At 47.7% G+C, this 24,946-nt stretch carries 32 protein-coding genes; 4 read left to right on the top strand and 28 right to left on the bottom strand.

Going from position 1 to position 24,946, the window contains the following annotated elements:
• Positions 1-7: 7 nt before the first annotated feature.
• From AXG56_RS02475 to AXG56_RS02465, 3 genes are read right to left on the bottom strand one after another with little or no spacing between them, the layout of a single operon-like run.
• A complete protein-coding gene (locus tag AXG56_RS02475) occupies positions 8-823 on the bottom strand; it encodes a lipid II flippase Amj family protein (RefSeq protein WP_062513094.1) in 816 nt (271 codons plus the stop codon).
• Positions 824-859: 36 nt separating this feature from the next.
• Positions 860-1,384, bottom strand: a complete 525-nt coding sequence (locus AXG56_RS02470; protein ID WP_062513091.1) for a GNAT family N-acetyltransferase — start codon at positions 1,382-1,384, stop codon at positions 860-862.
• Positions 1,381-1,920, bottom strand: a complete 540-nt coding sequence (locus tag AXG56_RS02465; protein WP_062513089.1) for a hypothetical protein — start codon at positions 1,918-1,920, stop codon at positions 1,381-1,383. The genes AXG56_RS02470 and AXG56_RS02465 overlap by 4 nt, the downstream gene beginning before the upstream one ends.
• A 55-nt stretch (positions 1,921-1,975) precedes the next feature.
• Here AXG56_RS02465 and AXG56_RS02460 point away from each other — a divergent pair, with 55 nt between their 5' ends.
• Positions 1,976-2,269 carry a hypothetical protein gene (locus tag AXG56_RS02460; RefSeq protein WP_062513087.1) on the top strand — a complete coding sequence of 98 codons (294 nt, stop codon included), beginning with the start codon at positions 1,976-1,978 and terminating at the stop codon, positions 2,267-2,269.
• A gap of 4 nt (positions 2,270-2,273) precedes the next feature.
• Here AXG56_RS02460 and AXG56_RS02455 read toward each other — a convergent pair whose 3' ends face one another.
• The 4 genes from AXG56_RS02455 to AXG56_RS02440 all read right to left on the bottom strand — a co-directional run bounded on the left by AXG56_RS02455 (position 2,274) and on the right by AXG56_RS02440 (position 6,870).
• Positions 2,274-3,089 carry a hypothetical protein gene (locus AXG56_RS02455; protein ID WP_062513085.1) on the bottom strand — a complete coding sequence of 272 codons (816 nt, stop codon included), beginning with the start codon at positions 3,087-3,089 and terminating at the stop codon, positions 2,274-2,276.
• Between the two features lie 125 nt (positions 3,090-3,214).
• Entirely contained in the window at positions 3,215-3,718 is a 504-nt protein-coding gene (locus AXG56_RS02450; protein ID WP_026578478.1) for a PadR family transcriptional regulator, read from the bottom strand.
• A gap of 4 nt (positions 3,719-3,722) precedes the next feature.
• The gene (locus AXG56_RS02445; protein WP_062513083.1) at positions 3,723-6,182 is read right to left on the bottom strand and encodes an FtsX-like permease family protein; all 2,460 of its coding nucleotides are present in this window, start codon (positions 6,180-6,182) and stop codon (positions 3,723-3,725) included.
• Positions 6,151-6,870, bottom strand: coding sequence for an ABC transporter ATP-binding protein (locus AXG56_RS02440; protein ID WP_062513082.1), 720 nt, complete (start codon positions 6,868-6,870; stop codon positions 6,151-6,153). The genes AXG56_RS02445 and AXG56_RS02440 overlap by 32 nt, the downstream gene beginning before the upstream one ends.
• A 193-nt stretch (positions 6,871-7,063) precedes the next feature.
• On the opposite strand from AXG56_RS02440, the gene AXG56_RS02435 reads away from it, so the two are divergent.
• Positions 7,064-7,822, top strand: a complete 759-nt coding sequence (locus tag AXG56_RS02435) for a sporulation protein (RefSeq protein WP_008637352.1) — start codon at positions 7,064-7,066, stop codon at positions 7,820-7,822.
• 56 nt (positions 7,823-7,878) lie between these two features.
• Here AXG56_RS02435 and AXG56_RS02430 read toward each other — a convergent pair whose 3' ends face one another.
• Together AXG56_RS02430 and AXG56_RS02425 are read right to left on the bottom strand one after the other, a co-directional pair.
• Positions 7,879-8,187, bottom strand: coding sequence for a DUF5316 family protein (locus AXG56_RS02430; protein ID WP_062513080.1), 309 nt, complete (start codon positions 8,185-8,187; stop codon positions 7,879-7,881).
• 126 nt (positions 8,188-8,313) lie between these two features.
• Complete coding sequence (locus tag AXG56_RS02425; protein WP_236096543.1) at positions 8,314-8,757, bottom strand: putative immunity protein; 444 nt, start codon at positions 8,755-8,757, stop codon at positions 8,314-8,316.
• Between the two features lie 566 nt (positions 8,758-9,323).
• Between AXG56_RS02425 and AXG56_RS02420 the strand changes: the two genes are divergently transcribed.
• The gene (locus AXG56_RS02420) at positions 9,324-9,911 is read left to right on the top strand and encodes a hypothetical protein (RefSeq protein WP_062513075.1); all 588 of its coding nucleotides are present in this window, start codon (positions 9,324-9,326) and stop codon (positions 9,909-9,911) included.
• 170 nt (positions 9,912-10,081) lie between these two features.
• On the opposite strand, the gene AXG56_RS02415 is transcribed toward AXG56_RS02420, so the two are convergent.
• The 5 genes from AXG56_RS02415 to AXG56_RS02395 all read right to left on the bottom strand — a co-directional run bounded on the left by AXG56_RS02415 (position 10,082) and on the right by AXG56_RS02395 (position 13,769).
• Positions 10,082-10,516, bottom strand: coding sequence for a hypothetical protein (locus AXG56_RS02415; protein WP_062513073.1), 435 nt, complete (start codon positions 10,514-10,516; stop codon positions 10,082-10,084).
• Positions 10,517-10,790: 274 nt separating this feature from the next.
• The gene (locus AXG56_RS02410) at positions 10,791-11,939 is read right to left on the bottom strand and encodes an alpha/beta hydrolase (protein WP_082794434.1); all 1,149 of its coding nucleotides are present in this window, start codon (positions 11,937-11,939) and stop codon (positions 10,791-10,793) included.
• Positions 11,940-12,053: 114 nt separating this feature from the next.
• Positions 12,054-12,452 (bottom strand): DoxX family protein, encoded by a 399-nt coding sequence (locus tag AXG56_RS02405; protein ID WP_062513071.1) that lies wholly within the window; start codon positions 12,450-12,452, stop codon positions 12,054-12,056.
• A gap of 53 nt (positions 12,453-12,505) precedes the next feature.
• On the bottom strand, positions 12,506-13,354 hold the full coding sequence (locus AXG56_RS02400; RefSeq protein ID WP_062513069.1) for a M56 family metallopeptidase: 849 nt from the start codon (positions 13,352-13,354) through the stop codon (positions 12,506-12,508).
• A 1-nt stretch (position 13,355) separates the two neighbouring features.
• Positions 13,356-13,769, bottom strand: a complete 414-nt coding sequence (locus tag AXG56_RS02395) for a BlaI/MecI/CopY family transcriptional regulator (RefSeq protein WP_062513067.1) — start codon at positions 13,767-13,769, stop codon at positions 13,356-13,358.
• A gap of 225 nt (positions 13,770-13,994) precedes the next feature.
• Here AXG56_RS02395 and AXG56_RS02390 point away from each other — a divergent pair, with 225 nt between their 5' ends.
• On the top strand, positions 13,995-14,663 hold the full coding sequence (locus AXG56_RS02390; protein WP_008637333.1) for a DsbA family protein: 669 nt from the start codon (positions 13,995-13,997) through the stop codon (positions 14,661-14,663).
• A 41-nt stretch (positions 14,664-14,704) separates the two neighbouring features.
• On the opposite strand, the gene AXG56_RS02385 is transcribed toward AXG56_RS02390, so the two are convergent.
• The 14 genes from AXG56_RS02385 to AXG56_RS02325 all read right to left on the bottom strand — a co-directional run bounded on the left by AXG56_RS02385 (position 14,705) and on the right by AXG56_RS02325 (position 24,473).
• Positions 14,705-15,460: a bifunctional 2-polyprenyl-6-hydroxyphenol methylase/3-demethylubiquinol 3-O-methyltransferase UbiG gene (locus tag AXG56_RS02385; RefSeq protein ID WP_062513066.1), complete on the bottom strand. Its 756-nt coding sequence runs from the start codon at positions 15,458-15,460 to the stop codon at positions 14,705-14,707.
• Between the two features lie 462 nt (positions 15,461-15,922).
• Positions 15,923-16,414: a GNAT family N-acetyltransferase gene (locus AXG56_RS02380; protein ID WP_062513064.1), complete on the bottom strand. Its 492-nt coding sequence runs from the start codon at positions 16,412-16,414 to the stop codon at positions 15,923-15,925.
• Positions 16,415-16,468: 54 nt separating this feature from the next.
• Positions 16,469-16,822, bottom strand: coding sequence for a DUF4181 domain-containing protein (locus AXG56_RS02375; protein ID WP_008637325.1), 354 nt, complete (start codon positions 16,820-16,822; stop codon positions 16,469-16,471).
• A 2-nt stretch (positions 16,823-16,824) separates the two neighbouring features.
• A complete protein-coding gene (locus AXG56_RS02370) occupies positions 16,825-17,547 on the bottom strand; it encodes an AAA family ATPase (RefSeq protein ID WP_062513062.1) in 723 nt (240 codons plus the stop codon).
• Positions 17,548-17,580: 33 nt separating this feature from the next.
• On the bottom strand, positions 17,581-17,979 hold the full coding sequence (locus AXG56_RS02365) for a DUF1259 domain-containing protein (RefSeq protein ID WP_062513060.1): 399 nt from the start codon (positions 17,977-17,979) through the stop codon (positions 17,581-17,583).
• A gap of 68 nt (positions 17,980-18,047) precedes the next feature.
• Positions 18,048-18,686, bottom strand: a complete 639-nt coding sequence (locus AXG56_RS02360; protein WP_062513058.1) for an alpha/beta hydrolase — start codon at positions 18,684-18,686, stop codon at positions 18,048-18,050.
• 74 nt (positions 18,687-18,760) lie between these two features.
• Positions 18,761-19,138 (bottom strand): DUF4440 domain-containing protein, encoded by a 378-nt coding sequence (locus AXG56_RS02355; protein WP_062513056.1) that lies wholly within the window; start codon positions 19,136-19,138, stop codon positions 18,761-18,763.
• Between the two features lie 27 nt (positions 19,139-19,165).
• Complete coding sequence (locus tag AXG56_RS02350; protein ID WP_062513054.1) at positions 19,166-19,582, bottom strand: GNAT family N-acetyltransferase; 417 nt, start codon at positions 19,580-19,582, stop codon at positions 19,166-19,168.
• 19 nt (positions 19,583-19,601) lie between these two features.
• On the bottom strand, positions 19,602-19,889 hold the full coding sequence (locus tag AXG56_RS02345; protein WP_008637314.1) for a hypothetical protein: 288 nt from the start codon (positions 19,887-19,889) through the stop codon (positions 19,602-19,604).
• Positions 19,890-19,902: 13 nt separating this feature from the next.
• On the bottom strand, positions 19,903-20,070 hold the full coding sequence (locus AXG56_RS19370; RefSeq protein WP_161484894.1) for a hypothetical protein: 168 nt from the start codon (positions 20,068-20,070) through the stop codon (positions 19,903-19,905).
• Between the two features lie 12 nt (positions 20,071-20,082).
• Entirely contained in the window at positions 20,083-20,661 is a 579-nt protein-coding gene (locus AXG56_RS02340) for a type 1 glutamine amidotransferase family protein (RefSeq protein ID WP_008637310.1), read from the bottom strand.
• A gap of 160 nt (positions 20,662-20,821) precedes the next feature.
• Positions 20,822-23,164: an RNA polymerase recycling motor HelD gene (gene helD / locus AXG56_RS02335; protein WP_153017402.1), complete on the bottom strand. Its 2,343-nt coding sequence runs from the start codon at positions 23,162-23,164 to the stop codon at positions 20,822-20,824.
• A gap of 203 nt (positions 23,165-23,367) precedes the next feature.
• Positions 23,368-24,153 carry a DUF4037 domain-containing protein gene (locus AXG56_RS02330; protein WP_062513052.1) on the bottom strand — a complete coding sequence of 262 codons (786 nt, stop codon included), beginning with the start codon at positions 24,151-24,153 and terminating at the stop codon, positions 23,368-23,370.
• Positions 24,150-24,473, bottom strand: a complete 324-nt coding sequence (locus tag AXG56_RS02325; protein ID WP_235601456.1) for a hypothetical protein — start codon at positions 24,471-24,473, stop codon at positions 24,150-24,152. The genes AXG56_RS02330 and AXG56_RS02325 overlap by 4 nt, the downstream gene beginning before the upstream one ends.
• Between the last annotated feature and the right edge of the window lie 473 nt (positions 24,474-24,946).

Raw genomic sequence — 24,946 nt, 5'->3', positions numbered from 1 at the left:
CTTTTCTTTATACTAAGAATTTAGTGAACCAACCGATATAATAAGCGCCCGGTATAAACAGCAGCTGGGCAAGCAGCGTTCCCAGAAGCCGGGAGGTGATCATCATCAGCGAGACGCTTTTTAATCGGCTGTAATCCCCGCGCTTATGAATGACGTCATCCGCCATGACGGAAATCTTCGGATCGACGAAAACGGCAAGCAGAATCGTCGCGATCCCGTTAATCATCCCGGAAGCCATCACTGCGGTATTGGATCGGTCAGGGACAAGCAGCGAAGCGTATAGAGCAGACAGCACGCCGATGGTATAGACAGCTGTGACAACCATGTTGATGAAGAACAAGCGTTTCGGTATCCTTGTAAACGATACCCCTTTCAAATAAGAGCGCTTCGGTATATGCATCAAATGAAGACCGCGCTTGATGTACTGCGGGGTGAGAAGCAGTTTGATCAAAGACGGCACCGAGCCTCCCTGCTTCGACAGCTGAATGATTTCCCGCGAGAACAGGGCGATGAATGTCGGCAGCAGAATAATGCCAAGCAGGGTACCTAGCGTTGACGCTCCGATGATGACACGGAATTGATCTTCGATAAAACCAAGCGCGTTCCCGTCCGGAGCCTTATCCACCAGACTTCCGGTAAAAGGCTGTTGGAGCATGTTCGCCATCCGTGACACGATGACCATCAGATTGAACAAAGACAGGGCCGCCGCGATCATCCCGACCCGCGCCCCTGACAGCCGGACTGCATAGGCAAGGGTCTCGATCGTATGAATAATTAAAATGAACAAGGAAATATACAAGACTTTCGCTGTGATGAACGCCATCTTTCCTTCTCCTCTTTCTCTGTGTTTTACTAAGTATTAAAAGGAATGAAACCTTGCCATCAGAAGCGTATCGTAATAGCCGTCTGCGAGACGTTTATCTGCCCGCAGCCGGCCTTCTTCTACAAAACCATATTGCTTATACAGCTCCACTGCTTTTTGATTGGCTGCGAGGACACTCAGCGTAAGTTTAACAATCCCGCTCCTGTCCGCCCAGGCAACAGCTGTTTCAAGAAGGCCCCTCCCAATCCCACATCCCCAGTACTCCTTGCTTACGGCAACACCGAACTCCGCCTGATGGGCTTTCCTTTTTAAATCCATCCCTTCACACCGTGCAAAACCGACCAGTTTCCCTTCTGATTCTGCAACAAGAAACAAACGGTTCTCCGCTTCTGCATCCTTCTTAATCAACTTACGGAAGCCTGTCTCATCAAGGAACGCTTCCCCCTGTTCCCGATCGAGGTATTCCGTCTCCCCATCTATCTGATAACGTAAGGCAGACAACTCTCCCGCATCCGCCACTTCGGCCGACCGGATCGTCCACCGGCGTACGTCATGCTTCATCCCATATCCCTCCTGCGCACCAGACTGTCCAGGTTTTCAAGATCGCCGCTCCACCACGTCACCCGTTTCGTCTTCGGAAGCAACCCGGCTTCTGACTGCAGGAACTTCCGTTTCTCCACCTTTTCGAAATGTCTGTTCCAACGAAACATCCGCAGGAAAATTTTCAGAGAGGGACGATAATTGGCTGATTCCAAGCCTGCTTTCTGACGGAAGAAACGGCGGATAATCCGCCAGGTTCTAAGCGGGTATGGCGGATCCAGCATAAGGACGACATCCGCTTCGAGGAACGTTTCCTCCGTCCAGTCCCCTCGGTGCACCCCCTCGAGGATCCACTGATCTTCCACCAGAACTTGGTGAAGGCAAGCATCCCTCTCTTGCGGTGTACGCCGACGGTCTGTCCCGCTCCCTCTGTCCCATACAAGATTATCCATTTCAATATAGGGAATATGTAAATATTCGGAAAGTTCCTTGGCAAGCGTCGTCTTCCCGCTTGCCACCGAGCCGATAATCCTGATCTTTTTTGTAGCGTCATCCATTCTGCATCTCTCCACCCACTAGATTCCCAGACTCTTTACAGAAAGGAAAAAGTCTATGATTACAATTCTGATCGTCATTCTCATTCTATTGAACACAGCCGTAGCCACTTTTGTGAAAAGGAATAAGAAAAGCTGGCTGATCACCGGAGCCCTTCTGTCCACAGCAGGTGCTGCTGTATTCTACTTTCTTATCCGGGCGGCGCTCGCTCTTTTTGTCACCCGGGACCTTGACGGAGCGGAACACGTCTTCGGAGCGATCGGCGCGATGGCCCTCTTCTTCAACGGACTGATCATCATGGCAGGCGGCCTGCTGTTCAAGCCCAAATATTACCCAAAAGATCTTCGTTGATCCACTACCGGTTTCTCAGCTGACGCTCCATGAAAAGGAAGCCGACACCACCGATCACCAGCTGCTTCTCGTCCTCCCGAAGCTGTCCGGAGAGTCCGACGATATCATTATCGATATCCCGAAACAGTTCCGTATATTCATGCGGGAACCTGCCGTTATAAAAGTCCGCCCAACACCGCCCTTCTTCGTCCACCAGGTTGAAATCACCGGAAAACCCGGACACCTGAACAGACAGAAGTTTGTTTCCATCGGTTCCCCTGAGCTCCCCCTTAATATGGACAAGGCTTTTGAATTCTTTCTGTATGTAAGACCCGAGCGTTTCCCCATCCCGGTCGTAAATCGTTACGACCGTATCTTTAAACCCTTTTCGACTCCAGGAGAGGATTCGTTCCCCTGTGTTGGAGTAAAATCCGAATGTCGCCGGAAAGAATGACAGCACCGATTTTCGATAGAGGATCAGAGGGCGCACCCACCAGGCGGCTTTGTCTAGCTTCCACCCGCCCAGATAAGCGCCGTTCTTTTCGAAGATGAGCAGGCGGGGGAACCATCCGGTATCTCCTTTCAGCACAAGATGATCCACCTCTGAAAGAGAATTATTTGATTCCGGTACCTCCACTTTCTTTACTTTGTTATATTTCTGTCTGCTGGAAACCACCATACTGCCCATGAATAGAAGTGGAAGCGCAAATACAGCAATATTCAGCCACTGCTCCGCTGTTCCCGGCGGTCTCCATAACACATAGACAGAAAGCACGGCCAAAAGAATGACGGACAGCAGGGCGGCCAGTTTCTCCCTCCGTTTATACATCGTTGCAAGCATTCGTTCACGACCACCTTTTTAGAATTTTCAATATTCCACCTTTATCCAATGTAGCATGGTACGGTGTCTAATGGAATAGTAAAAAAAAGCAGGGGACCCTTTCTCGGGATCCCCTGCCTGAATCGTTATCGTATCCTGTTTTCCACCTGCATGATCCAATTCAAGTCCGCCTCCAGGTGCAGCAGCAGCCCGCTCATCCATAGGTACGTATTCTCGTCTCCCTTCATAAGGGCTTCCGTCTTCGCGGACGTCAGTTCCATGACCCCTTCAAGGATCACTTCCTTCTGATTCTGGAGCATTTTATCTTCGTCCTGAAAACCGATTCTGCGGGAGCAGTTCCATTTGAAAAAAAAGTCGTCCTTCGTCGAATGATAAGGCACCGGTTCCAGCAGCCACTTTTCCACCTGGTCCTTCCCCTTCTGCTCCAATTCAAACAGCTTCCTGTCCTGATCATCCAAGCCCGGAGACGATACCAATTCGTCCCGGATCAAACGGTCGAGCGTCGTGTAAATCTGTCCCGGATTGACTTTTCCCTTCATACCAAGAAGGGAGTCCATCTCCAGCTTCAATTCGTAGCCATGATGTCTCTCTACATATAACAAAGTTAGAATTCCATATTTAACGGACAATGTATCAACCTTCTTTAAGTGATGCCTGTACATCGATTTTATTTGCCGACCGGCTTGAAATCCACGCCGCGCCTATACTTAAGACAATTCCGGCAGCCAGCGCCACCATCATCGTCGGTACAGGGAGGCGGAACGTCATAAACCCTTCCATCAGTTCGGATTTACTCGTCGCATAGATGAAAAGCACCCCAGACAATAAACCGCCTGCTACACCCGATAAGCCGATGAGGAGCCCTTCGGACAGAATCATCGTCTTCACCTGCTTTTTCGTAAAACCGAGCGCTCGCATCGTTCCGATCTCAAACCTGCGCTCGTACGTATTCATCAACAGCGTATTGGCGGTACCGACACTTGATAAGGCAATGATGATGACCATCAATAACAGGATCAATTCATTCATCCCTGTAATAGCGGAAGTGGTGGACTGAATTTCTTCCTCTGCTGTCTGCACTTTGGACAGATGCTCACCGAAATCCTGCCACAATTGATTGCGCAGCGCCTGGTCGGCGTTGTTCGTTACCGTTAACAGCATATCATAGCTTTGGCTCCAACCGAATTCATCCGCCAGGTTCTCCTCCTTCATGAAAGCTGTATAGCCGGCATGATGGGAGGTTTTCACGACGTCGACCACTTCGTACTGCTGCTCTCCGTTCGGAGTGTTCATCAAGATGGAATCCCCGATCTCCCCGCCCCATTCATCAAAGGCCCGTTCACCAAGCGCAATCGTAGATTCCTTTTCCAGGGAGGCATAGGTGTCTTCTGTCCCCTTTTCTTCAAATAAGACGGGGCCTTCCTCCCTCACAGAAAGCACCGAAAACTGCCGCCTCTCTCCTCCCACGGTTTCCCATGTAATCGGAGCAGCTTCCGACAAAGGCTCTACATCCGTAATTTCCTTGTACGTAAGCAGTTTATCCACATCATCCTGCGTCCACGGAGCCTCTGAAGTGATTCTCATATCCCCGCCGTACGTACTCGTAATTTCTTTTTCATAACCTTCCGGCGCTGTTTCAATTACGGCACTAAGTAACAAAATGATTGCTACTCCAACAGCGAGGATCGCAGCGGTATTGGCGTTTCTGTTTATCTGCTGATACAGATTCCTGACAGCCACTACACCCGGATAGTGAAAAAATGACCGGAATAAAGGGGCCGTCAGTTTCCCTATCCCCGCTAACAAAAGCGGGAACAAGAGAAGGACACCTGCAATTCCCGCCGCGTAGGAAATTGGATGATCGATGAAAACACAGCAAATAAGCACAAGTCCTGCGAGCCCTCTTCCTACATAGCTTGTTGATGAAGGCTGTTTGACACCTGCTTCCTTCAACGCCAATAAAATAGAAACCTTCCCCGCGTGATAGATGGGAAAAAGAGAAAACAACACAGGATAGCAGAGACTGAGCAGGAAGGCGGTCAAAACAGGCCCCTTCCAATTCAACGTGTAAACCATATCGAATTGGAATACTTGCAGAAGCGCCCCCATGAATGCATCCCCCATCCAAATACCAAGCGGTACCCCGACGAAGGAACCGATTAAAGCGAGAAGCACCATTTCAATAAGAACCAGTTTGGAAACAGAACCCTTCGTGTAACCAAGGCTCTTCATAATGGCGAATTCTTTCTTCCGCTCAATCACGCTCGTATAAATCATATTGAACACGATGAATCCGCTGATAAATATGGCAAGTGCTGCAATGATATAGAAGAAGGTGTACAGCCCTCCGATGTCATTACTCTGCAGATCATCGGCGACGACAGGTTCGATATAGGCGCCCGTCCCCTGGAATTTCTCCTGCCATTTCCGGAACAGCGCTTCCCCATCCCCATCTGTTTGAAAACGCACATAGGACAGCGCATCTTCCTCCCCGGTCCACTCTCTTAACAGGTCAAGTGGAGCCATGACGCGGAAGCTGCTAGATTCCGCCCCTTCCCAGTCACTTGGACTGGAGAGCAGCTGGGTATATTCCGTAATGGCAGACACTTTCGCCTCTCCCATGCCTGTGAAGCGGACGGTATCGCCGACTTCCTTACCTAGCAACGCTGCAACCGGTTCCGAAAGGACAATCCCCTCATTATCGAGCTCCCCCTCTATTACAGGAATCTTCAAAAGAGAACTCTTTTGATCATCGACGCCGGTAATCCGGACAGACCTCTCATTAAGAGTACGTTCTTCCAATTCGAAGAAGGTCTGCTTATCAAGTGCATGCAGCGTCTCTGTAACAGCCGGATCATTCTCCATTGGAGCGATCGTGGATTCCGGATACGTCTCCCCTTCGCTCAGCACCCAATAGTCCGCATCCGCTACATACATATCTTCGTAATAGTCAAAGACGTCTTCCGTCGTTTCGTTCGCGATCAACATCGCCGTCAGCATCATTGTTCCAACGATAATCGCAAGCAGGGTAAAGAAAAAGCGCTTCTTGTTCGACGTCGTATTACGCCATGAAATCAGCCAAGTATTTAGCATAGTCCCGATCCTTCCTGGATATGACCTGATCGACGACCCCGTCACGGAAAAGAACGATTCGATCCGCAAAACCCGCCGCAAAGATATCATGGGTCACCATGACGATCGTTTGTTTCTGTTCGCGGTGGAATTTGGAAAACAACACGAGAATCTCTTCCGCCTTTTGTCTGTCCAAATTCCCGGTCGGCTCATCCGCCAGCAGGACAGCCGGGTCATTGACAAGTGCACGGGCAATGGCGACCCGCTGCTGCTGCCCTCCGCTCAAAAGGTTGGCCCGTTTCTTATGCAGTCCCTCCAACCCTACCGATTGAAGCAGCTCATGGACGTATTCCTTCTTTTCTCTCGTCAGCTTCCCATCTGCATGGAGCGGAAACGCGACGTTCTCCTCCACCGTCAAGGTCGGGAGCAGTTGATAATTTTGAAAGACAAACCCTAATTCTTTTCTCCTGAAGATCGTTCTTTCCTTCTCTTTCATGTCATGCAGCGGACGCCCCTTCACATGCATCTCTCCGTCTGTCGGCGCATCCAGGCCTCCCAACAGCTGCAGAAGCGTACTCTTCCCCGACCCGCTCGGCCCCATGATCGCGACGAATTCTCCTTCCTGCACTGACAAATCGATGCCTTTCAACACGTCCACACGCTGCCTCCCCTGGACAAAGTCTTTCGTTAAACCATTAACTGTAATCATTAACAATCCCTCCCATCTTTATCTACCCTTTTATATACTAAGTATATATAAAAGGGTAGGAATAATTATCTAAATGAGACAAACAAAGAAATAAACCATTATACTAAGTATGCAAATAAATTAGTTTTCTGTTAAATTTTGAACCCTTTTGTGTTGTCCGGACGTAGGTATAAAAAAGAGGAGGAGAGGCCCTATGTTTAAGAAATTCCTGGCAAGTGTCGGCGTCGGTGCTGCGAAAGTGGATACCCAACTGGAAAAGAATCAATTCGTTCCCGGGGAGGACGTGCGTGGGAGAGTCGTCATTAAAGGAGGAGATGTCGAGCAGTCGATCGATTCCATCCATATGTTTCTGATGACCGAAGCGGTGCGCGAAGTAGATGAAAAGAAAGTGAAAGAAAAAGTGGCGCTCGAGAAATACTTGATTGCAGACAACGAAACGATCGGGGCAGGCGAAACGAAAGAAATACCGTTCGTCATACAAATGCCATTTCACGCTCCCGCTTCCCACGGCCGCCTGCCGATCTGGTTTGAAACGGGACTGGATATTCCGATGGCACTGGACCCGGGTGACAGGGATCCGATTAAGATCGCTCCGCATCCGTCCATCCAGAAAGTGATCGAAGCACTCGAATCCATCGGCTTTCACATTAGGAAAGTGGATATGGAGGTATCGAAACGCCACGGGTACGTCCAGGAATTCGAGTTCGTTCCTAACGGGGAATACCGCAGCTACCTGGACGAATTGGAAGTCATCTTCTTCCTGAACGAAAATAAACTGGACGTCATGCTGGAAGTAGACCGCCGGGCCAGGGGGCTTAAAGGGCTGTTCTCAGAAGCGTTGGAGATGGACGAGAGTATCGTGAAAGTATCCTTTGACGAGCAAGAACTTCAAGAAGGAACGACAGCGATAGCCGGTAAACTGAGGACATCCATCGACCCCCTTAAACAATAATACTTCCCATAAAAAAAAACGTCTGAGAAGCCATTCTCAGACGTTTTCCTATCCTTTTAAAAACCGCCGTTCTGGACGACAGCGATGACAACGAAGAGGAGCACACAGACGGCATTCGGTGCCCCGATCAGCAGGAAGCGTACCGTCCAGCTGCCCCTTGCCTTCCTCGTCTCCTTGTCCCCGGAATGATAATTCGCTCTGTTCCGATCCCCGCTGACGAACACCCCCGCAAGCAGACCGGCAAGCAGAAGAGGCACCAGCGCGAACCAGCCGATGATCTGCACTGTCGTTTCCCAACTCTGCGTGAAAAAACCATAAATAAGAGCCAGAAGGGTACCGATCAAACCTATTCCGATGAAACGCACACCGTCCACTCCTTCTTATCCCAAAGAAAGACGACCTCCTCCGTTTAGGAGACCATCCTCCCTTAACAAAAGCTATGCTTGATATGCCGGTTGTGTGCCCGGATTAAAGCGATCCCGGGTCCTTTTTTATTGTAGAAATTCCGCCCATTCCCGGTCACACGTATCCGTATGCTCTATCCAATAATCCAGCCGGTGATGGTACTCCTTGATTCTTTTCCTTGCATGGCTTGTAAAATCCATCCTGCCATATTCATAGACCAGAGCTGTTAACTCATAAATCGGTAACCCTAATGCATGGGTTCCTACGTGCACAGTTGCTCCAGCATGGCCGACAGCTTGACATAGAGCGGCATACGCAGGATCCGCTATTTCTTTGGAAGCGGCATGCGCATCCAGAATGGCTCTCTTTGCTTCCGGCATCTTGACAGCTCCCCGCGCCCATTCATCGCAGCGCTCCAGACAGATCCTCGGCCTCTCTTCCTCCGGGTATCGATCCTGCAGGCGTAAGAGTGGAACACGAGCACTCTCCAACGCCCACATCACAAGCGTTCTGCGGGGCTGTATGGCCATGCGATTTCTTAATGGCTGTAAAGAAGGACTATTTCGAGTAAATAGAAGTTTATTTTTCCTGTCTATATTTCTTTTCACATCAGAAAATATGTCATTCATCCTATCCTTCATTCCCTCTTATGAAATTCCCTGCCCCATTTGCCAACCATACCTGCGTTTCGTTGTCCTCAGCCGTTCGTTCGACCTTGTTTATAAACTATTCCGTATCCCTGCCTGTGAGGGTTTTGATCTTTCTGCCTTCCTAAGTTAAGAAAACCGCACCGTTTTTACGCGATTGGAGTTGTTAAATATTACCTGTTATCAACTGTTGTTTATCTATCCCCATCTTCACGCTCCCTTAAACACCGGCAGATTTGTCTAGATTGGATGGGAATATCTATCTCTTGAAGCTTTAAATACGATTGATGATGGCTACCATAATTTAGAAAAAATGTCAATCGACCAAAACAACTTCTAGATCCGGAAACACAAAGATTGCTGATAACCATTCTTTTTTCATTTTCCCTATCTTGTGTACCTACATTACTTTTGATAGCATCTATTGATGTGGGAAAGGGGATCTTATTTTGAAACGTTTTTTATTTATAATTTTATTTTTATCACTTATTTTATTAAGCGCTTGTTCTAAAACCAATTCCAATGATACTTCAAACAAATCAACAGAAAACGACCATGAAAAGACTGAAGAATCTGAAAGTGAAAATGTTTTTTCTTTAGGTGATTTTGAAGTTGTTAACTCAAAAAAAGAAATCGGAACCTTGGAATCTGGCCCAATATCGGTAAAAGTCCACGCCATCTCATTACAAAGAGGGGAAATGAATAGTAATCTATCAGAATCCCTACCAAAAGGCGAAGCCGAGTTTATTAGAATGGATATGACAGTTATTTCAGAAAAAAATAATTTAACTTTTGACGAAAAGCATTTTCAATTAAAAACGAAGGAAAGTGAAGAGTGGATCGAACCAAATCTCCTAATGAGTGGCAACTTGAGATTCGGCTACAGAGATCCAGGGGAATATAGGGCTCAAGCCACCTATTTACTAGACGAAGTAAGTATTGAAGATATAAAGTCTATGACTTTACGAATAAAACCTCCGTTGAACGGAAATAATGAGCCTCTAGGTGAAGATCAAACAATAACTGTGAATTTTTAACTGATTAGACAAACAAAAGAAATAGGTCCTTGTAAAGCTACCCATATTTAGATATTAATAACACGATTAAGTAAGTTATATCTTAATCCTTCTTTTGACAACAGCCCTCGTACGGGGGCTGTTATTATTACAACCACAGTTAAATTTGAATCGACTACGATCCTGATTCCTTATACCAGACTGAAATTAAAGAAAACCAGAAGACCCATATTTAAGAATAATAAAGGGTATTTTTTCCAACCAGGAGCCAAAATACCACTTAACAATCCAAGAAACGGCGCTACAAACAATCCGACAAACATGCTCAACGCAATAATTCCTGAAATGGAAAAGAAATAACTCACATATATTCTGACACCAACCCACAAAAATACAAAGACAAACGCAAAAAAGAGCGAAACCTTAAAGAATATGGTCCAATTCTTTTCAATTAATGAAACTGCAACATACCCATAATATCCTTCTTCTCCTGAATAGGATCGGTTCACTACAAAAGCATCAAGTAGCCGTTCCATAGTTTTACTTTTAGGTCTTACTTTACCTTGTTCAAAACTCTCATTCATTACACCGGAGTCTATAAGTGTTTTTTCAACGCGCTTTAACATGCTGGATACGCTTTCTGTTCTTTTAATTAGAAGGTTCATTCTCAAATGATATAGTAGAAGAGCCAAATGAAACCACGTGATTTTTTTTATATAAATGTCTAAAATCCTCTCTAATATTAGCGTCCATGGAAAAATAACAAAATTCTACCCCTTAACAATAAGTAGAACGTCTTTCAACATAATATATTATGCTTTTTAGAACAATATTATATCAAAAATAATTGATTCCCCAACCCTAATCCGCATAAATTGTTTTAATAGAAAGCTAGGTACGCTACCTGTTGATCACCCACTCCGCAAACACTGCCGCCCCTCTACTGATACTCTCGGCACGAATCGAGTGGAACAAGTCGAAGTTATGCTCCGCACCCGGCAATTCTACATAAACAACCGGATGTACAGAGGACCCGGCGATGTGCTGAGAAAGACGCTTCGCCCCTTTTTGGCTCACGTACGTATCCCGGTCCCCGTGCACAAGGAAGAAGGGAGGAGCGTCCTTCGCATCATGATTCAAAGGAGAAGAAAGTTCCTTTTCCATCTCCATTCTTCCATAATACCCGTAGAAGGAGATGGCTGCGGCGATCGTTGTGTCCGCTTCTTCAAAACCCGGCTGGTACACAGGATCATTGACTGTCAGTGCGGCCATCGTGGCCAAATGACCGCCTGCCGAATTCCCTGCTAGGAAAATCTTATCAGGGTCTATATTGTACGTGCCGGCATGCCTGCGCACCCAGGCAATCAGCTTCTTCACATCGATGAGCGGTTCCGGGAACTCCGCATTGGGAAGAAGCCTGTAGTTCGCACTGATGCAGACCCATCCACGCTTTACAAAGTGCTGGATCATCGGCAGCGATTGGGTGCTTTTCTTCCCGCTGACGAAACCGCCTCCATGCAGGTGAATCAAAACAGGAGCTCGATCCGGACAACGTTTGTGCCGGTATAGATCCATGCGGTTGCGTGAACCCTTATCCGCATAAGCAATATTGCGGGTCCTCTTCACTCCTCTCCATATCCGGAAAGGACCGAGGAATGCACGGACGGAAAAACTGTGCCTGATGCCGGCTTGCGCACCGGTTCGGCGCCATCCTTCAAGGTGTTCATCAAAAGCATGCCGGAGGATGGACGCTGTTTTTAAACTTTTTGAGATGCCCCATAGGACGGCCGCAGCAGATGCAGCCATGATCACCAAGGATACGGGGCCGAGAACCGAATTCAAATCCCCCTCGATTACAGCAAGAAAGGTGGATAAAAACAAGAACAACAGCAGATGAAAAGGTAGCTCGGTAAACATCAGCAGATACTTCCCCGGCGACCGAAAAGGCAGCGCCCACTTTCTTGGTACGACCGCAAAACAGACACCCGACGCATACAGCAGAGCTGTCACAAAGTAGCCCACCGGTTCCACTACGTCACTTCCTTCCACTATACAATGCCCTTCTCTCTATACCATTCAAGAATCTCCGCAGTGATTCCTTCTATCCTCGTTTGGATAAAAAAACAGGATCGCCTCCAATTAAGAGACAACCCTGCGTTTATTTTAGGATACAGTCTTTTCTGATGTTTTGCCTGTGAAGCGGCTATCCAATGCTAGCGGACCGCTGCCTCCGATAAGGAGTGCGATGGACATACTCAGAAGAGCAAGATCGAACTCGACTCCTCCGACGAAGCCTTGACCGATTTTAACAGTGAAGATCGCCCCTAGCATAACGATCATGAACAAGCCGGCGATGACGCGGGTAGCGAGCCCGAGAATCATCAGCGCCCCTCCCAGAAGCTCAATGACGGCGACGGCATACGCCATCACCCCGGGAATGCCGAGACTGTCAAAGAAACCTGCTGTGTTGGATATTCCTCCGGAAAACTTCTGTGCTCCGTGGACGAGGAATATGATTCCCAGAACCACCCGTAAAATAGTCATACTTGTCGTTGTCTTCATTATTATTTCCTCCTTGATGCACTACACTATGTAGTGCTTTGATTTAAAAATTTTTAGGGAAGGGCGATGATGAACATGCCCGTCATCCCTAAAAAGATGATGAAAGATAACAGTGCTGACCCTAATGGAACCGCTACTTTGACCTGCTCGTCCGGCTTAACCAGCTGCTGGATCCTATAATTGACCGCGGTATCGGCAAAAGAAACAGCGAACGAATGTGCCGCTTTTCCTTGTCCATTCCTGACGAGCTTCAAGAGCGCGGCACTCAGATACAAATCATTGTCCATCTGTTCAATCGAATATTGATCGGCTGCCAGCTCCTTACAGACATGATATTGTTCCGCTACCCACTTTAGTATCGGAATATACCAGAATGCTGCGGTAAGGGTCTGGATGAGTAATTTCTTCAACGGATCGAAATATCTTTGGTGATACCCTTCATGATAAACGACCGCCCGAAGTTCATCCTTGTCCAAACCTGCTACCATTTCGGACGAAAGAATGATTTTCGGTTTCAGGAACCCGCATGTGAGCGCCATCCACTCGTCACTTTGGACAACGATCAGGTTCTTGTTCCCAAAGCCGGTCGCCTCTCTGACCTCGGTAGTCAACGGTTCATCACGCAGGGCTTCCATCCTCCGGTGAAACCGGTGATGGAGCCGGAACTGCCTTCCGATTTGGATCAGAAAAAGTACAATTGTCGAGATCGCAAGCAGCTGGAGAAGAGCATTCAGCGGCGACACGTCGATGGCCTGCAGCCAGTTGTGACAGACTTTTGCGATGTTTAAAAATAAATTATGGCTCGTCACCACATAGAAGCCGTACCATGACATCTGAGCAATGACCGCACTGATCAACAGAAACGACAGGATAAAAAGAAACTTGAGCTCCCTGATTTTCATTCTACTTCTCCTTATTCAGCTGCTGCACCTTCTTCTCCAGCTTCTCAAGCAAGCCGGGGTCCGCTTCCTCCAAGGCATCCAGCATGTGATTGACGGCAAGCGAACCGAATTCATCCATGATTCCTTTGGTCAGCTCTTTCGATTGATCGTTCAGGAATTCCTCTCTGGTAAGGACAGGAGTATATAACGATTTCCGCTTCTCTATCCGCTTTGTAAGCACACCTTTATCAACGAGACGGTTCATCACGGTCATGACCGTATTGAACTTCGCCTCCTGCTCCTGATCGAGTCTTTCTTTGACAGCTTTGATCGACATTTCAGATCCGTTCCAAAGCACATCCATTACACGCGCTTCCAGCGGTCCAAAGAAACGGTTCAGCCCTTTTTCATTTGTTTTGAACGGTTGAATTTTCATCTCTACACCTCTCAACTACAGATTGTAGTGTAGACTTCCCTCCCCGTCAAGACGCGAATTTTCCCCTTTGACTTTTCACACTACATCATGTAGTGTCTTGGTGAAGGAACTTTCCACTCTTTTTTAGAGGAAGAAGAAGCTTCCACACGATCGATAAGGGGAACAAGTACAACAGCAGAATCCCTGACCGATCATACGTTTACACGAAGGACAGGAGGACAACTCATGAAGAAGCCATGGATATGGATGTTGGTTTTTCTCGGCATCGTAGTCATCGCAGGAATCATCGGGGTCTATGCAGCAACGAATTCCGATGATGATACAGGCTCCGGGGATGCACCATCCGCAGACACCTATGAAGGACAGCCTTATCTTGGAGATGAGGATGCAGAAGTGAAGATCGTCGAGTTCGGCGACTATAAGTGCCCGTACTGCAAAGACTTTACCGCAAATACGTACCCATTGATCGATAAAGACCTCATTCAGACAGGAAAAGCGAAGTTCTATTTCGTCAACTACCCGTTCATCCACGAGGATTCCAAACGGTCGGCTGAATTCGCCGAAGTCGTTTATCAGGAACTTGGAAATGAAACGTTCTGGGAATTCCATGACCTATTGTATGAAAAACAGAACCCTGGTGAAGAGCAGGAAGAAGTCTATACGGAAGACTACCTCGTAGAGACGCTGGAAAGCATTGCAAGCGAGGAAGAAGCACAAACCGTACTGGAAGCGTACCAGAACGGCGAAGGAGAAGATGCCGTCGAGCGCGACTTGGATCTGGTGAAAGAGTGGGGCGTCACCAGCACTCCTGCGCTGTTCATTGACGGCGAGCGCTTTGAAGGAAGCACGCATGAAGATTTCGTACAGGCTGTTGAGGAAGCACAGGGAGAATAATCGAAACAGGCAGAAGGAGCACATCCGCTCCTCTGCCTGTTTTATTTTTTCACTGCTTCAAATGTGATGACCTGATCGGGCTTTGACGGATACACTCCGCGCTTATAATCTGCAGATATCTCTTTCACCTCAAACCCGCACGCTTGCAGAACCAGAGAGAATTCCTCCACTCCGTACCACCGGGTCGGAAAACGCTCCTGTTCACTTTCCATCAGCTTCCCATTTCTCCACCGCTCATACCGATGATGCGAAACGACATACTGACGGATGTAATCCACTTCCACCTGCTTCGCTTCCAGCGTAATCGTATCCCCGTTCGGGCAGTCCCACTGCTTCACAGACACCTTCCCGAGTTGGATATCCGTCTCCAGAAAGACATCGAGGAGCAGTTTTCCTCCTGTTTTCAAATGATGATGAAACTGCCGGAGGGCCGCGATCGACTTCTCCCGTTCATGAATCAAAAGGAACGTCCCGGTCGGTACTACGATCGCCCCGTATTCCTCACCCAGGTCGAAGTCGGTCATATCCGCTTCGAAAAGCTTTGGAGCAACCCCGCTCTGCCGGCAGTTGTTACGGCAGACAGCGAGCATGTCCGGAGACAAATCGAACCCATCCACGTCATATCCATTTTCAAGCAGCGGAATCAACAGCCGGCCGGTGCCGACGGCAGGCTCCAATAGTCTGCCGTTCACCCCGCCCAGATGGTCCAAATAAAATTCGATATCCCCGAAGGAAAGGCCGATCGGTTTATCCAGGTCATACACTTCTGCAGATAAAGAGTTGTAAAATCCGAACATTTCCTCACCTCATTTCAATCCTCATTTTCCAATGAGAGATTTATAAAGAGTAATTTTCATGATAGAATGTAATACATAATTTTACATATCATTCACGAAATGACCTTCCCTTATTTTGTGAGAAAGAAGCAATTGATGAAATTACTGTCATAAAAGCGAAAGCCGGCATTCCCCCGTTCAACTATGATGTAGCTGTCAATAAAAAGAATGGAGAACAGGTGCTGTATTCCTGGAAAGACGAAGAGAAAAGTGCTGTTCAACGAATAAATTAAGGAAAGGGAGCATCCTCTATTTAAACTAATACTTACAAAAAATGAACAGCCCGCCCCTCACTGATCTTTCTTCTTGGAATTCGCCGCAAAAATACCACTGAACAATGCAAGGCAAATGGCAAACCATGTCCAAAAACTCATCCGTATCCCTCCGCTTTCCGACATCTCTCCTTACATATTTCTACAATGGTCAGGAGAAGTCCTCCGGCGAACAGGAATTGGTGATTACATCCTTCCACATGTGAGCCCTCTGTCCATCATCCACGTACATTTCATAGCCATTATCCATATAAAACCGGATAGCCTGTTCCCATTCCCGATGGGTTTCCAGCACCAGCTTCCTGTACCCGGTTTGAAACGCATACCTTTCCATAGAGCGCAGCATCCTTCTTCCTATCCCGGACCGCCTGAATTCCTTCACGACAGACATACGCACGAGCCTTGCCGTACCTTCGTCCTCTTTCACCACAGCTGCCGTCGCAACCACATGAGAATCAAAGACGGCGATAAGAAATTTACTGCCAGTCTTTTGATAGTTCAATAAAATATCATCCAAATCAGGATTCAGAGAATGGTCGATAAAGCCGAAATACTCTTCCATGCCGGCAAGGATCACCCGCTTCGCTTCTCTTTCAAATCGGCTTTCTATTTCCATGATTTTTATATTTTCTGTATCTATCATCGTATCCTCCTTCATAAAAAGGTTCTAGCAAACGGACCATCTCCTCGACCGTTCTCAGAGAATGACATAATGCCCTGCGAGTAAAAGAAGGAGGACAGACACCATAAGCAGGAGCGTTACGACAAACTGCCTGGAGTTCTTAATATACATCCACTCAAGCAGAGCATGGAAACTGTTAAAAGCAACAATCCCACTGATAAATAACCAAAACCAGTTCTCAGCTGTCCGATCTATGCTCCATAACAGGAGGAGAAAGAGGATGAAGAATAGACGACTTCCCCACCGCTCCACTCTCCACGCTTTCGTCGTTGACAGGTCAACCTTGTTTACGCCTAACCACCGGTGGAGGTATTTATCCAACAGATACATAAGCAGACCGGCGCTGATAAAAAACAAAAGAATATCCATACCTATCCCTCTTCTTCCCGGAACAGTTCATCAAGGATACGCTCTTTATTTTCAAGGAAAGCCCTCGTTATTTGATAGTGATCCGTTTCTTCATAAGAGATCCGTTCGATTTTCCCGCCGTCGAACGAGAGGATATCCGCATTCGGGTAGCCCAGCAGGATCGGGGAATGGGTGGCGATGAGAAACTGGCTGTCCCCTTCTGTCTCCAAGTCATGGAGAATCTTCATAAAAGAGAGCTGACGCTGCGGGGACAAGGCCGCTTCCGGTTCATCCAGCAAGTAAACCGCCTTCCCTTGAAAGCGGTTCGTAAACAGAGAAAGAAACGATTCCCCGTGGGACTGCTTGTGAAGGGAGCGGCCGCCGTAGCCTCCGAGCGCCCCCACCTCCTCGATATGAGTAGCGAAGTTGTAGAAAGATTCCGCTCGTAGGAAGAAGCCCCTGGACACTTTCGGCATCCACGAAAGCCTGATATAGTCACCGAGGTCAGACGCTGCAGCATGAACATCATACGTGTTATTGCGCCCGCCGCCGGCGGTGTGAAAGCCGCACATATCGGCGACGGCTTCCAGCAGCGTCGATTTTCCGGATCCGTTCTCCCCGACGAAAAATGTCACACGGCTTTTCAGATCGAGATGGTCAAGGCTCCGGATGGCGGGTATGGAAAAAGGATAAGCTTCATAGGATTCGATATTCTCTCGCAGGAGACGGATTTCTTTCAAAAACATATGCTGCCTCCTTTATTGTTGTTCTCTTTCTAATCAAGGGACGGGATAACTGCTTAACGATGAAAACGCCCGCGCCATTTTACCGGCGAAATCAAGCGGCGGTTCCACTGATTGGATGTGCATATACATGACAGTCGGATTCATATACAGCCAATGATTATGAAGCGCGCCCACAACCAGCCCCTGCTGGACAACCGCATGCATAAAACCCGGTATTTCCTCTTCTAATACCGCTACTTCAGCAAGACACAAAGCTCTTCCATTCATATCAAGGGATTCAAAAGAAAGACCGACAGGGACGACCGCCCGACTAGGACGGCCTTGAACCGCGGCCTGGAAAGTCCGATGCAGCGATACGGTACAGGTCCCGTGTTCCAAGCGGCTCCTGCCGTTTACCAGCTCAGCGAAATGACCACATAGGGAGGATGGCATGAAATCAGTCCTTCCTTCTTTTATCCGTCCATGTATATTCGCTTGCTCAACGGTTCAGAAGAACGGTATCATTCATCGTAAAGAAACGACGTGATTTCCGTGATGACTTGATGCATGATGGTCAGAGACCTGAAGGGGTCCAACGGGACAGCCTCGAGCGAATGGTCCGCCTCTTGAATAGTAGTGACTTTTGCCTCTCCCTCCATTACCCGTTTCACCGTTTCTTCCATATAATGATGATCCTTGTCTCCTATGATGATAAGTATCTTGTTGGATACGCCTGCAAGTGTTGCTGCCAGAGAATCTTTCTTAAGCAGCGGCGTCAAGATGACGAAGTAAGCATCGGGATAATCATCAAACATCCTGCGCCCTAAAGCAAGTGTGCCGAGCGATTTCGCCACCACCACCATACGTGAGTAGGTCCGACCGAATAATACAGCACGGATTACCGCATCGACGTCTTCTGAAACCAATGCCGCAAACTTGTCATCATATAAATCAAGCCTTTCATCCATGTAATCGTAATGAATATGGACGATATCGGTACGCTTCTCAAGCATGCCCATCGTCGCGTAGTAAAACAGCGGTTTGTCATAGGTGTAACTGGATCCGGACAGCATGAAGCAGACGGTGTCGGATTGATTTTGAATATATGTGTAAGCGAGCTTTCTCCCTCTTATTTCTACTTCCCTCTTATCCACTTTCATACCCTTTTCTCTCCTCTCATCCACCACAGAAAAAACTCGGAAACCCCCAAGTCTGAACAACCCAATTTTACTTCCTATCTTTCCAGTTCTATGTATTCCTTCACGAGTTTCCAATCATCCGCTTCTTTCCTCCAAACGAACATACACTGTGCAGAAAAGGCGGTTCCCTGGATGACGTTGGTCTCCCTCCCGAGCACGATCTTCTCCTGCCCGTCCTTCCTCTCCCCTATAGAAGCGATTTCAAAAGTCTTCTCCGCCTCATCCATCTGCTTCAAGACAGCTTCCAAGTCATAGTCGTAGAAATATGGATCCGGCTGCAGAATATCCGACCGGGACCAATAACCGACGAAATCCTTGGACATAAACACTCGTATGCCCGCAGCCTCCTTCGTAGCAAATCCCTCATTCCAAGCAGAAAAATACGCGTCCAGTACTTTTTCTATTTTTTCCATAGTTATGCTCCTTTCTATAAATAATCTTCAACGGTCGAACCGTTTGATCATGTAATACTGCGCGAATCCCTCCGGGTGATCCTCCAGTGTTCCGAACACCTCGAATCCATGCCGCTTATAAAAGTCCGGTGCCTGGAAGCTGAACGTATCCAAATGGATGAAGCGGCATCCTTTTTCGCGGGCGGCCGCTTCCATTTTTTCAAGCAGCGCACTTCCGTATCCTTTTCCTCTTAATGTTTCCTCCACCCAGAAGAATTCAATATGCATGTGATGCCAGAACATGTTCGCCGTAATTCCTCCGACGATCGTATCGTCGTCCTCTTTCAACAGGAAACTGATATCTTCATTCGGCGTCTTAAGCTCATCCGGCAGCATACGCATGTTATGTTCGATGACTTTCTCCCTTACATAATCCTCCAGTTTTTCTTCTTCTATGATTCTCAATTCTCCTCCTCCTTCCCGATTATGGATAATGACAGAGGGTAAACCCCTGTTTTTGCGCGCATTCCTGCATTTGTTTCACTAGATTGTCATGAGAAGACGCTGTTTCCCCCTGCGTTATTACACGTCCGTCCACCTCGAACTCCTCATAAATGAGAAAGCTGGAGCGATTAATCTTCCTCACAATGAAGGTATTGCATTCATATTCCCCGCTCCTTATATTGGGAGATTGGATAAAGGCAAGAATGCCTTCATAGTACTCCTGATCAGTAATTTCCGACTCGAGAAAAGCCTGCAAATCATCCATCATGTTCCCACCTCCATCACCAGTCGAATAAAGAATGGAGCGCCTTCCCGGCCATTCGGAGCATCCAAAGAAGGAGTCGGAACGGAAGCAGCAGCAATTCAGGGATGAATAACAGAATATCCAGCCAGTCGCCGGAATCAGACTTCCTTGCTTTCTTCCGTTTCCATTTACTTTTCCTATTCATCTCACTTCCCCCTCAATTTGGCAGGAATCCTTCTTTAAAGAAGCCGTACCATTCCTCGCGACCGCGCTCATCCATTACGTTCAATTCCGTAAGAATATCCCGCGAAAATTCCAGCGCCGCACTGCCGTTAGCCGTGATCAAACCGCTGCTGCGAACAGACTGCGCCTCTATATACAAGGAGTCTCCCTCATAAGCAGCCGCCCCTTCCTTCAAATATGCCAATGAGTTACCGGTATGCTTCCGATTATCAAGGAACCCATGCCTACCGAGGAACGTCGCTGCATCACAGATGGCCGCTACCGGTACATCCAGGTCCAAACAACTCCGTACGAGCGCTTCCGCCTGCTGGTTTTTCTCTTCTCTCCATCCCGTCCCGCCCGGAAATATGACCATAGCAGGAGATGGGTCCAAGCGGTCGCCCAACTGATAATCGGGCAGCACCGTCATACCGCCCATCGACACTTTCGGTTCCTTATCAATCCCCATCGTTTCGATACTGTACCCCGTTCCCGGCTTATTCAACTCCGCCGTTATGTAGCCCACTTCCCAATCCGCATAACCATCTGTAACAAACACGAGCACCGTCTTCATCTGAACCCTCTCCCTTTATGAATCCTGTCTATTAACAATTTATCATTTATTTCATTTTTTTAACATATTTAACAATGGAAAGGAGCCCTCTTCCTTTTAGACAGCAAAAAAAGCTTACCCATCAGGATAAGCTTTTTTATCATTATCATAGATCTCCGTTTCACTTCGACACAGCGAGAACCGTGCCAAGCGATACTCCGTTCAACAAACGCGTCGGCTCCCCGACACTGTACAGGTGAAGCGTGTGCATCGCACGCGTACAGGCGGTATAAAACAGCCGGCGCAGGTGCTCTTCTCCATAGACCCGATCCGATGCATCATAAATAAGGACCGCATCGAATTCAATCCCTTTTGCAAGATAGGACGGAAGGACGACCACACCCTGCTCGTATTCGTCCGTGCTTTTCTTAACGAGCTTAAGGTCGTCGACTGCCCCTAGTCCCTCAAAGGCATCCGCGCTTTCCCGAGCCGATTTACAAATGATGGCGATCGTATGGTGGCCTTCCTGTTTCAACGCAGCGACCCGGGACACGATCTCTGCATGCAGCTCTTCCCGGGTATCAAGCGTGGTCAGCGTCGGCTTTTCTCCTTCCCGCTCAAACGCCTTGATCTGTTCCCCTTCCGGCACAAGCTCTCTTGTGAATTCAATGATCTGCTTCGTCGACCGGTAGCTGCGATCCAGCGTAATGCTTTCTGTTTCCTCTGGTCCGTACAATCCACTCAGAAAATCAAAGTTCACCGATTGGTCCGCGTGGGCGAATATCGCCTGATTGAAATCTCCCAACACCGTCATGCGGGCTCTCGGGAACAATCGTTTGATGAACTCGAATTGGAACACCGAATAGTCCTGCGCTTCATCGATCAGCACATATTTGATGGCGTTATTTGACTGGAAGCCTTGAATAAGCTCCTTCAAAAGAAGGTAAGGCGTCGCATCTTCCTGATACAGCTTCCCTTCCTTCAACGCCTCCTTCGTCATTTCACAAATACGGGACCACTCATCCGGTATACGACTGTCGTCCCACAACTTGTCATGGATAGATTCATCGAAGATCTGACGATACAAGTTCTTGATATGGATGAACTGAAGCGCCTCGATCTTTCGGCGGAGCGGCTTCAACCTTCTACGGACGATCAAACGGGAAAGGACTTCCTGTTCTTTTTCATAAAATTTATACGTGCCGTCTTCGTATTCTTTTTCCTTATCCAGAAGAGTATATACCTTCTGGAGATCATCTTTACTGAGCAGCTCGATTTCTTCCTGGACCCACGGCTTTTCCAGTTCCCTAACCTCGATCCGGTCGATCATCTCGAGAAGCCAGTCCTTCAGCTTCTCGATCCTGTTGTTGAAACGGAGATTTGTATCCTCCGTATAAAAGCGCTCGGCGATATCCGCTGCTTTGACCAGCGATTTTCCGCGAAACTTCAGCCCACGGAAAATCATGCCGGAGGACTCCAGCATGTCGCGGTATGTTTTCATCCCTTCAAAGAAAACGGAGGAGGCTTTAAATTGAGCACTTGCCCTTCTTACGCCGTAATCAGGGTCGTCCGTGCATTCCAGCATGTACTCCAGCTGCTCGTAAGGACCTTCCACGGAGAAGGAATCCTCGAGCCGGTACTCCAAATAGTCCTGGAATGTTTCCTGCTCCATATTTTCTTCCCCTAATTCCGGCAGGACGTGGGAGACGTAATTGGAGAACATAGCATTAGGAGAAAAAAGGATGATCTGGTCCGCTCTCAAGTTTTCCCGGAATTTATACAGGAAATAAGCGATTCGCTGGAGCGCGGCCGACGTCTTGCCGCTGCCCGCTGCGCCGTGAACCATCAGGAGTTTCCCTTTCACATGGCGGATGATCTTGTTCTGCTCTTTCTGGATGGTTGCAACGATGCTCTGCATGTGTTTGTTGGAACCCTGGCCAAGAACTCCCTGAAGTATTTCATCCCCGATGGTCACACTCGTATCAAACATGGACTCAATGACACCATTCTTAATGTTGTACTGCCACTTTTTTTCAAGCTCCCCGTGAATGCGGCCCTCCGGTGTGTGATAAGCGGCAGGGCCCGGCGCATAGTCATAATAGACGCTTGAAATCGGGGCCCGCCAGTCATAGATGAGAATCGATTCATCGGCTTCATCCGTAATCGTCGATATCCCGATATGAACAGACTCCGCTTCCTCCTGACCCTCTTCTCTGAAATCGATCCGGCCGAAATACGGAACTTCTTCCACCCGCTTCAGTCTTTCCAAGCGGTGGAAGGCCTGTCTGTGCGTTCCCTGACTGACCGACAGATCCTGCGCCTGCTGTCTCATCCCGATGATCGTTTCCAGATAGTCGTCGAACGTATCCATGTTGATCTTCAGATCATCCCAAAAGTGCTTACGGATATGGATCACTTCTTCTTTCCGCTTGGCGGCGTCCGCTTCCAATACGCCGATCTGCCTTGCGATATCTGCCATCACCATATCCAAATATCTCTGTTCTTTCTGTATTTCGTCGCCCAAATCAAGTCCTCCTTTAGAAAAAAACGCATCCGCTATTGACTCCGCGCCCTTTTTAAGTTATAATTTATAATGGATACATATGTTTAATAATTAAAATAGAGTCACTGATTAAATTTACCATACCTTTCTTCCCAATGCAATACTTTCTGAGAATATAGATAAAACCAGCGGAGCATAGAGCTCCGCTGGTTTTTTAATACTTATCAACCGCGCTTCGATACCAAGGCCCGCACCTCTTCCACCAACGCTTCCAAGTCAGCGAGCGTATCCGCGGGATCTTTAGAGATAAGGGTGGACATCCGCTCGCCAAAACGGTCCGGCTTTTCTTCCATTCTGTCTATGTTCCATACCATCCACTTGAAAGAAGGATGCTGGACATACATCCGGTTCATGCCGAACAATACGCCCATCAACTTTTTCTGGACAAACGTCACAAGATCATAAAACATCAACCAGTCCCCGCGGGCCTTCAGCGCCTGTCGGTTGCTCCAGCGATTCGTCAGCTCGAGGTTTTCAGAAATCATCTTCGCTGCGAGCACATCCGGATAAGCATCCGTCCTTGTTTTCATCCGTTGCCCCTGCGCTTTTCCATAAAGAATCTTTCCATCCTGAATGGAAGACAGGATGCACTGTTTATCATAATCGAACTCTCCGTCTTCGACGGCGTCTGTTATGTACCGTTCCACTGTCTCCGTAAGGAAACTGCTGATTTCAAACTTCAGCCCCGACTCGTCGGTATAGGCTTCCGACCATTCTTCGTCTTCATATGGTTCGAAGCTCAGAATCGATCCACCCACCTCAGAAACCGGGCCGATTCGATCCTCCTCCGTCGGCGGCGCTTTCCAAAGGATGTGCAATTCAATGTCCGAAAACGCATCATCCCATCCGCGCGCGACCGATCCCGCAAGAAAGATCACCTCCACCTTCGGATTTTCCGCGTAAAACGCGGCCTGCGCCTCTGCTTTCTTTACCAGATCCGCTCCCCTCACAGGAAATAATCCTTGTAATAAATGATCGTGGCGATAAGAGCGACGATCGTATAAACGACAGCCGTATAAAAAACGACCGTCGGCCGGAAGGTCTGCTTATCCTTCTCCACTTTGATGCCCGTCTGTGCCTGGGCACTCAGACGGATGGCATCCGATGCAAATCCCCCGGAAGAATTAAAAAAGCCAACGGTGGTAGCCGCCGCTAAACCGGTAAGGAAGGCATAATCCATCACCGTTCCTCCCAAGAAGGCGGCAATAAGCCAGTTGGCCGCCGCTATAGCCACGATTGTCGCTGAAGACCAAAACACATGCTTCATCATCATCCCCCCCCTTTATATTTTGTATACGTTTGAGTATATTAGATGTTTCAAAATATTCTAAATTCATTGCCCCTGTTAAAATTTAGTGTTGATATTATTACAAATAAGAAACTTCCAATTTAACACTCCGTATCGAGTTGTTTTCACATAGAGCTATGTGCTAATTAACTATATTAAATCAATGTGTAAACCACCAAACAAAATATAAAATTACTGAGATAATCAGTAGAATTCTACTACTAATTGCAGCTAAGGAAATATAACAACCTTGACGTACTTTTTACCACTGAATGACAAGAAATACAGCAGTAAACGACAATAATTAACACCATTTATTCTGGTTTAGTTAAGTCCCTGTAAACGCTAAACCAGAGTTAACAGTAGTGTAGCCACTACTGTTAAAACAACCCATCGTATTATTGAAGTTCTCATAATCAGGAATATCGGCTTGCCCTACACCTACTGTAATTAGT

Source organism: Halobacillus sp. KGW1 (assembly GCF_001592845.1).
Lineage (GTDB): Bacteria > Bacillota > Bacilli > Bacillales > Halobacillaceae > Halobacillus.
The sequence above is the reverse complement of the archived record's forward strand: the minus strand, read 5'-3'. Positions and strand labels throughout refer to the sequence as shown.

Coding starts and splice junctions, on each gene's coding strand:
- AXG56_RS02380 (WP_062513064.1), bottom strand. CDS start 16,414: ATGATAGATACAGAAAATATAAAAATCATGGAAATAGAAAGCCGATTT.
- AXG56_RS02470 (WP_062513091.1), bottom strand. CDS start 1,384: ATGAAGCATGACGTACGCCGGTGGACGATCCGGTCGGCCGAAGTGGCG.
- AXG56_RS02385 (WP_062513066.1), bottom strand. CDS start 15,460: ATGTTCGGATTTTACAACTCTTTATCTGCAGAAGTGTATGACCTGGAT.
- AXG56_RS02325 (WP_235601456.1), bottom strand. CDS start 24,473: ATGATGAAGCATGTGTTTTGGTCTTCAGCGACAATCGTGGCTATAGCG.
- AXG56_RS02460 (WP_062513087.1), top strand. CDS start 1,976: ATGATTACAATTCTGATCGTCATTCTCATTCTATTGAACACAGCCGTA.
- AXG56_RS19370 (WP_161484894.1), bottom strand. CDS start 20,070: ATGAATAGGAAAAGTAAATGGAAACGGAAGAAAGCAAGGAAGTCTGAT.
- AXG56_RS02370 (WP_062513062.1), bottom strand. CDS start 17,547: ATGTTTTTGAAAGAAATCCGTCTCCTGCGAGAGAATATCGAATCCTAT.
- AXG56_RS02465 (WP_062513089.1), bottom strand. CDS start 1,920: ATGGATGACGCTACAAAAAAGATCAGGATTATCGGCTCGGTGGCAAGC.
- AXG56_RS02405 (WP_062513071.1), bottom strand. CDS start 12,452: ATGAAGACAACGACAAGTATGACTATTTTACGGGTGGTTCTGGGAATC.
- AXG56_RS02400 (WP_062513069.1), bottom strand. CDS start 13,354: ATGAAAATCAGGGAGCTCAAGTTTCTTTTTATCCTGTCGTTTCTGTTG.
- AXG56_RS02445 (WP_062513083.1), bottom strand. CDS start 6,182: ATGCTAAATACTTGGCTGATTTCATGGCGTAATACGACGTCGAACAAG.
- AXG56_RS02425 (WP_236096543.1), bottom strand. CDS start 8,757: ATGGCCATACAGCCCCGCAGAACGCTTGTGATGTGGGCGTTGGAGAGT.
- AXG56_RS02355 (WP_062513056.1), bottom strand. CDS start 19,138: ATGGAAAAAATAGAAAAAGTACTGGACGCGTATTTTTCTGCTTGGAAT.
- AXG56_RS02455 (WP_062513085.1), bottom strand. CDS start 3,089: ATGCTTGCAACGATGTATAAACGGAGGGAGAAACTGGCCGCCCTGCTG.
- AXG56_RS02435 (WP_008637352.1), top strand. CDS start 7,064: ATGTTTAAGAAATTCCTGGCAAGTGTCGGCGTCGGTGCTGCGAAAGTG.
- AXG56_RS02390 (WP_008637333.1), top strand. CDS start 13,995: ATGAAGAAGCCATGGATATGGATGTTGGTTTTTCTCGGCATCGTAGTC.
- AXG56_RS02375 (WP_008637325.1), bottom strand. CDS start 16,822: ATGGATATTCTTTTGTTTTTTATCAGCGCCGGTCTGCTTATGTATCTG.
- AXG56_RS02345 (WP_008637314.1), bottom strand. CDS start 19,889: ATGATGGATGATTTGCAGGCTTTTCTCGAGTCGGAAATTACTGATCAG.
- AXG56_RS02415 (WP_062513073.1), bottom strand. CDS start 10,516: ATGTTAAAGCGCGTTGAAAAAACACTTATAGACTCCGGTGTAATGAAT.
- AXG56_RS02340 (WP_008637310.1), bottom strand. CDS start 20,661: ATGAAGACGGTGCTCGTGTTTGTTACAGATGGTTATGCGGATTGGGAA.
- AXG56_RS02440 (WP_062513082.1), bottom strand. CDS start 6,870: ATGATTACAGTTAATGGTTTAACGAAAGACTTTGTCCAGGGGAGGCAG.
- AXG56_RS02365 (WP_062513060.1), bottom strand. CDS start 17,979: ATGCCATCCTCCCTATGTGGTCATTTCGCTGAGCTGGTAAACGGCAGG.
- AXG56_RS02475 (WP_062513094.1), bottom strand. CDS start 823: ATGGCGTTCATCACAGCGAAAGTCTTGTATATTTCCTTGTTCATTTTA.
- AXG56_RS02360 (WP_062513058.1), bottom strand. CDS start 18,686: ATGAAAGTGGATAAGAGGGAAGTAGAAATAAGAGGGAGAAAGCTCGCT.
- AXG56_RS02395 (WP_062513067.1), bottom strand. CDS start 13,769: ATGAAAATTCAACCGTTCAAAACAAATGAAAAAGGGCTGAACCGTTTC.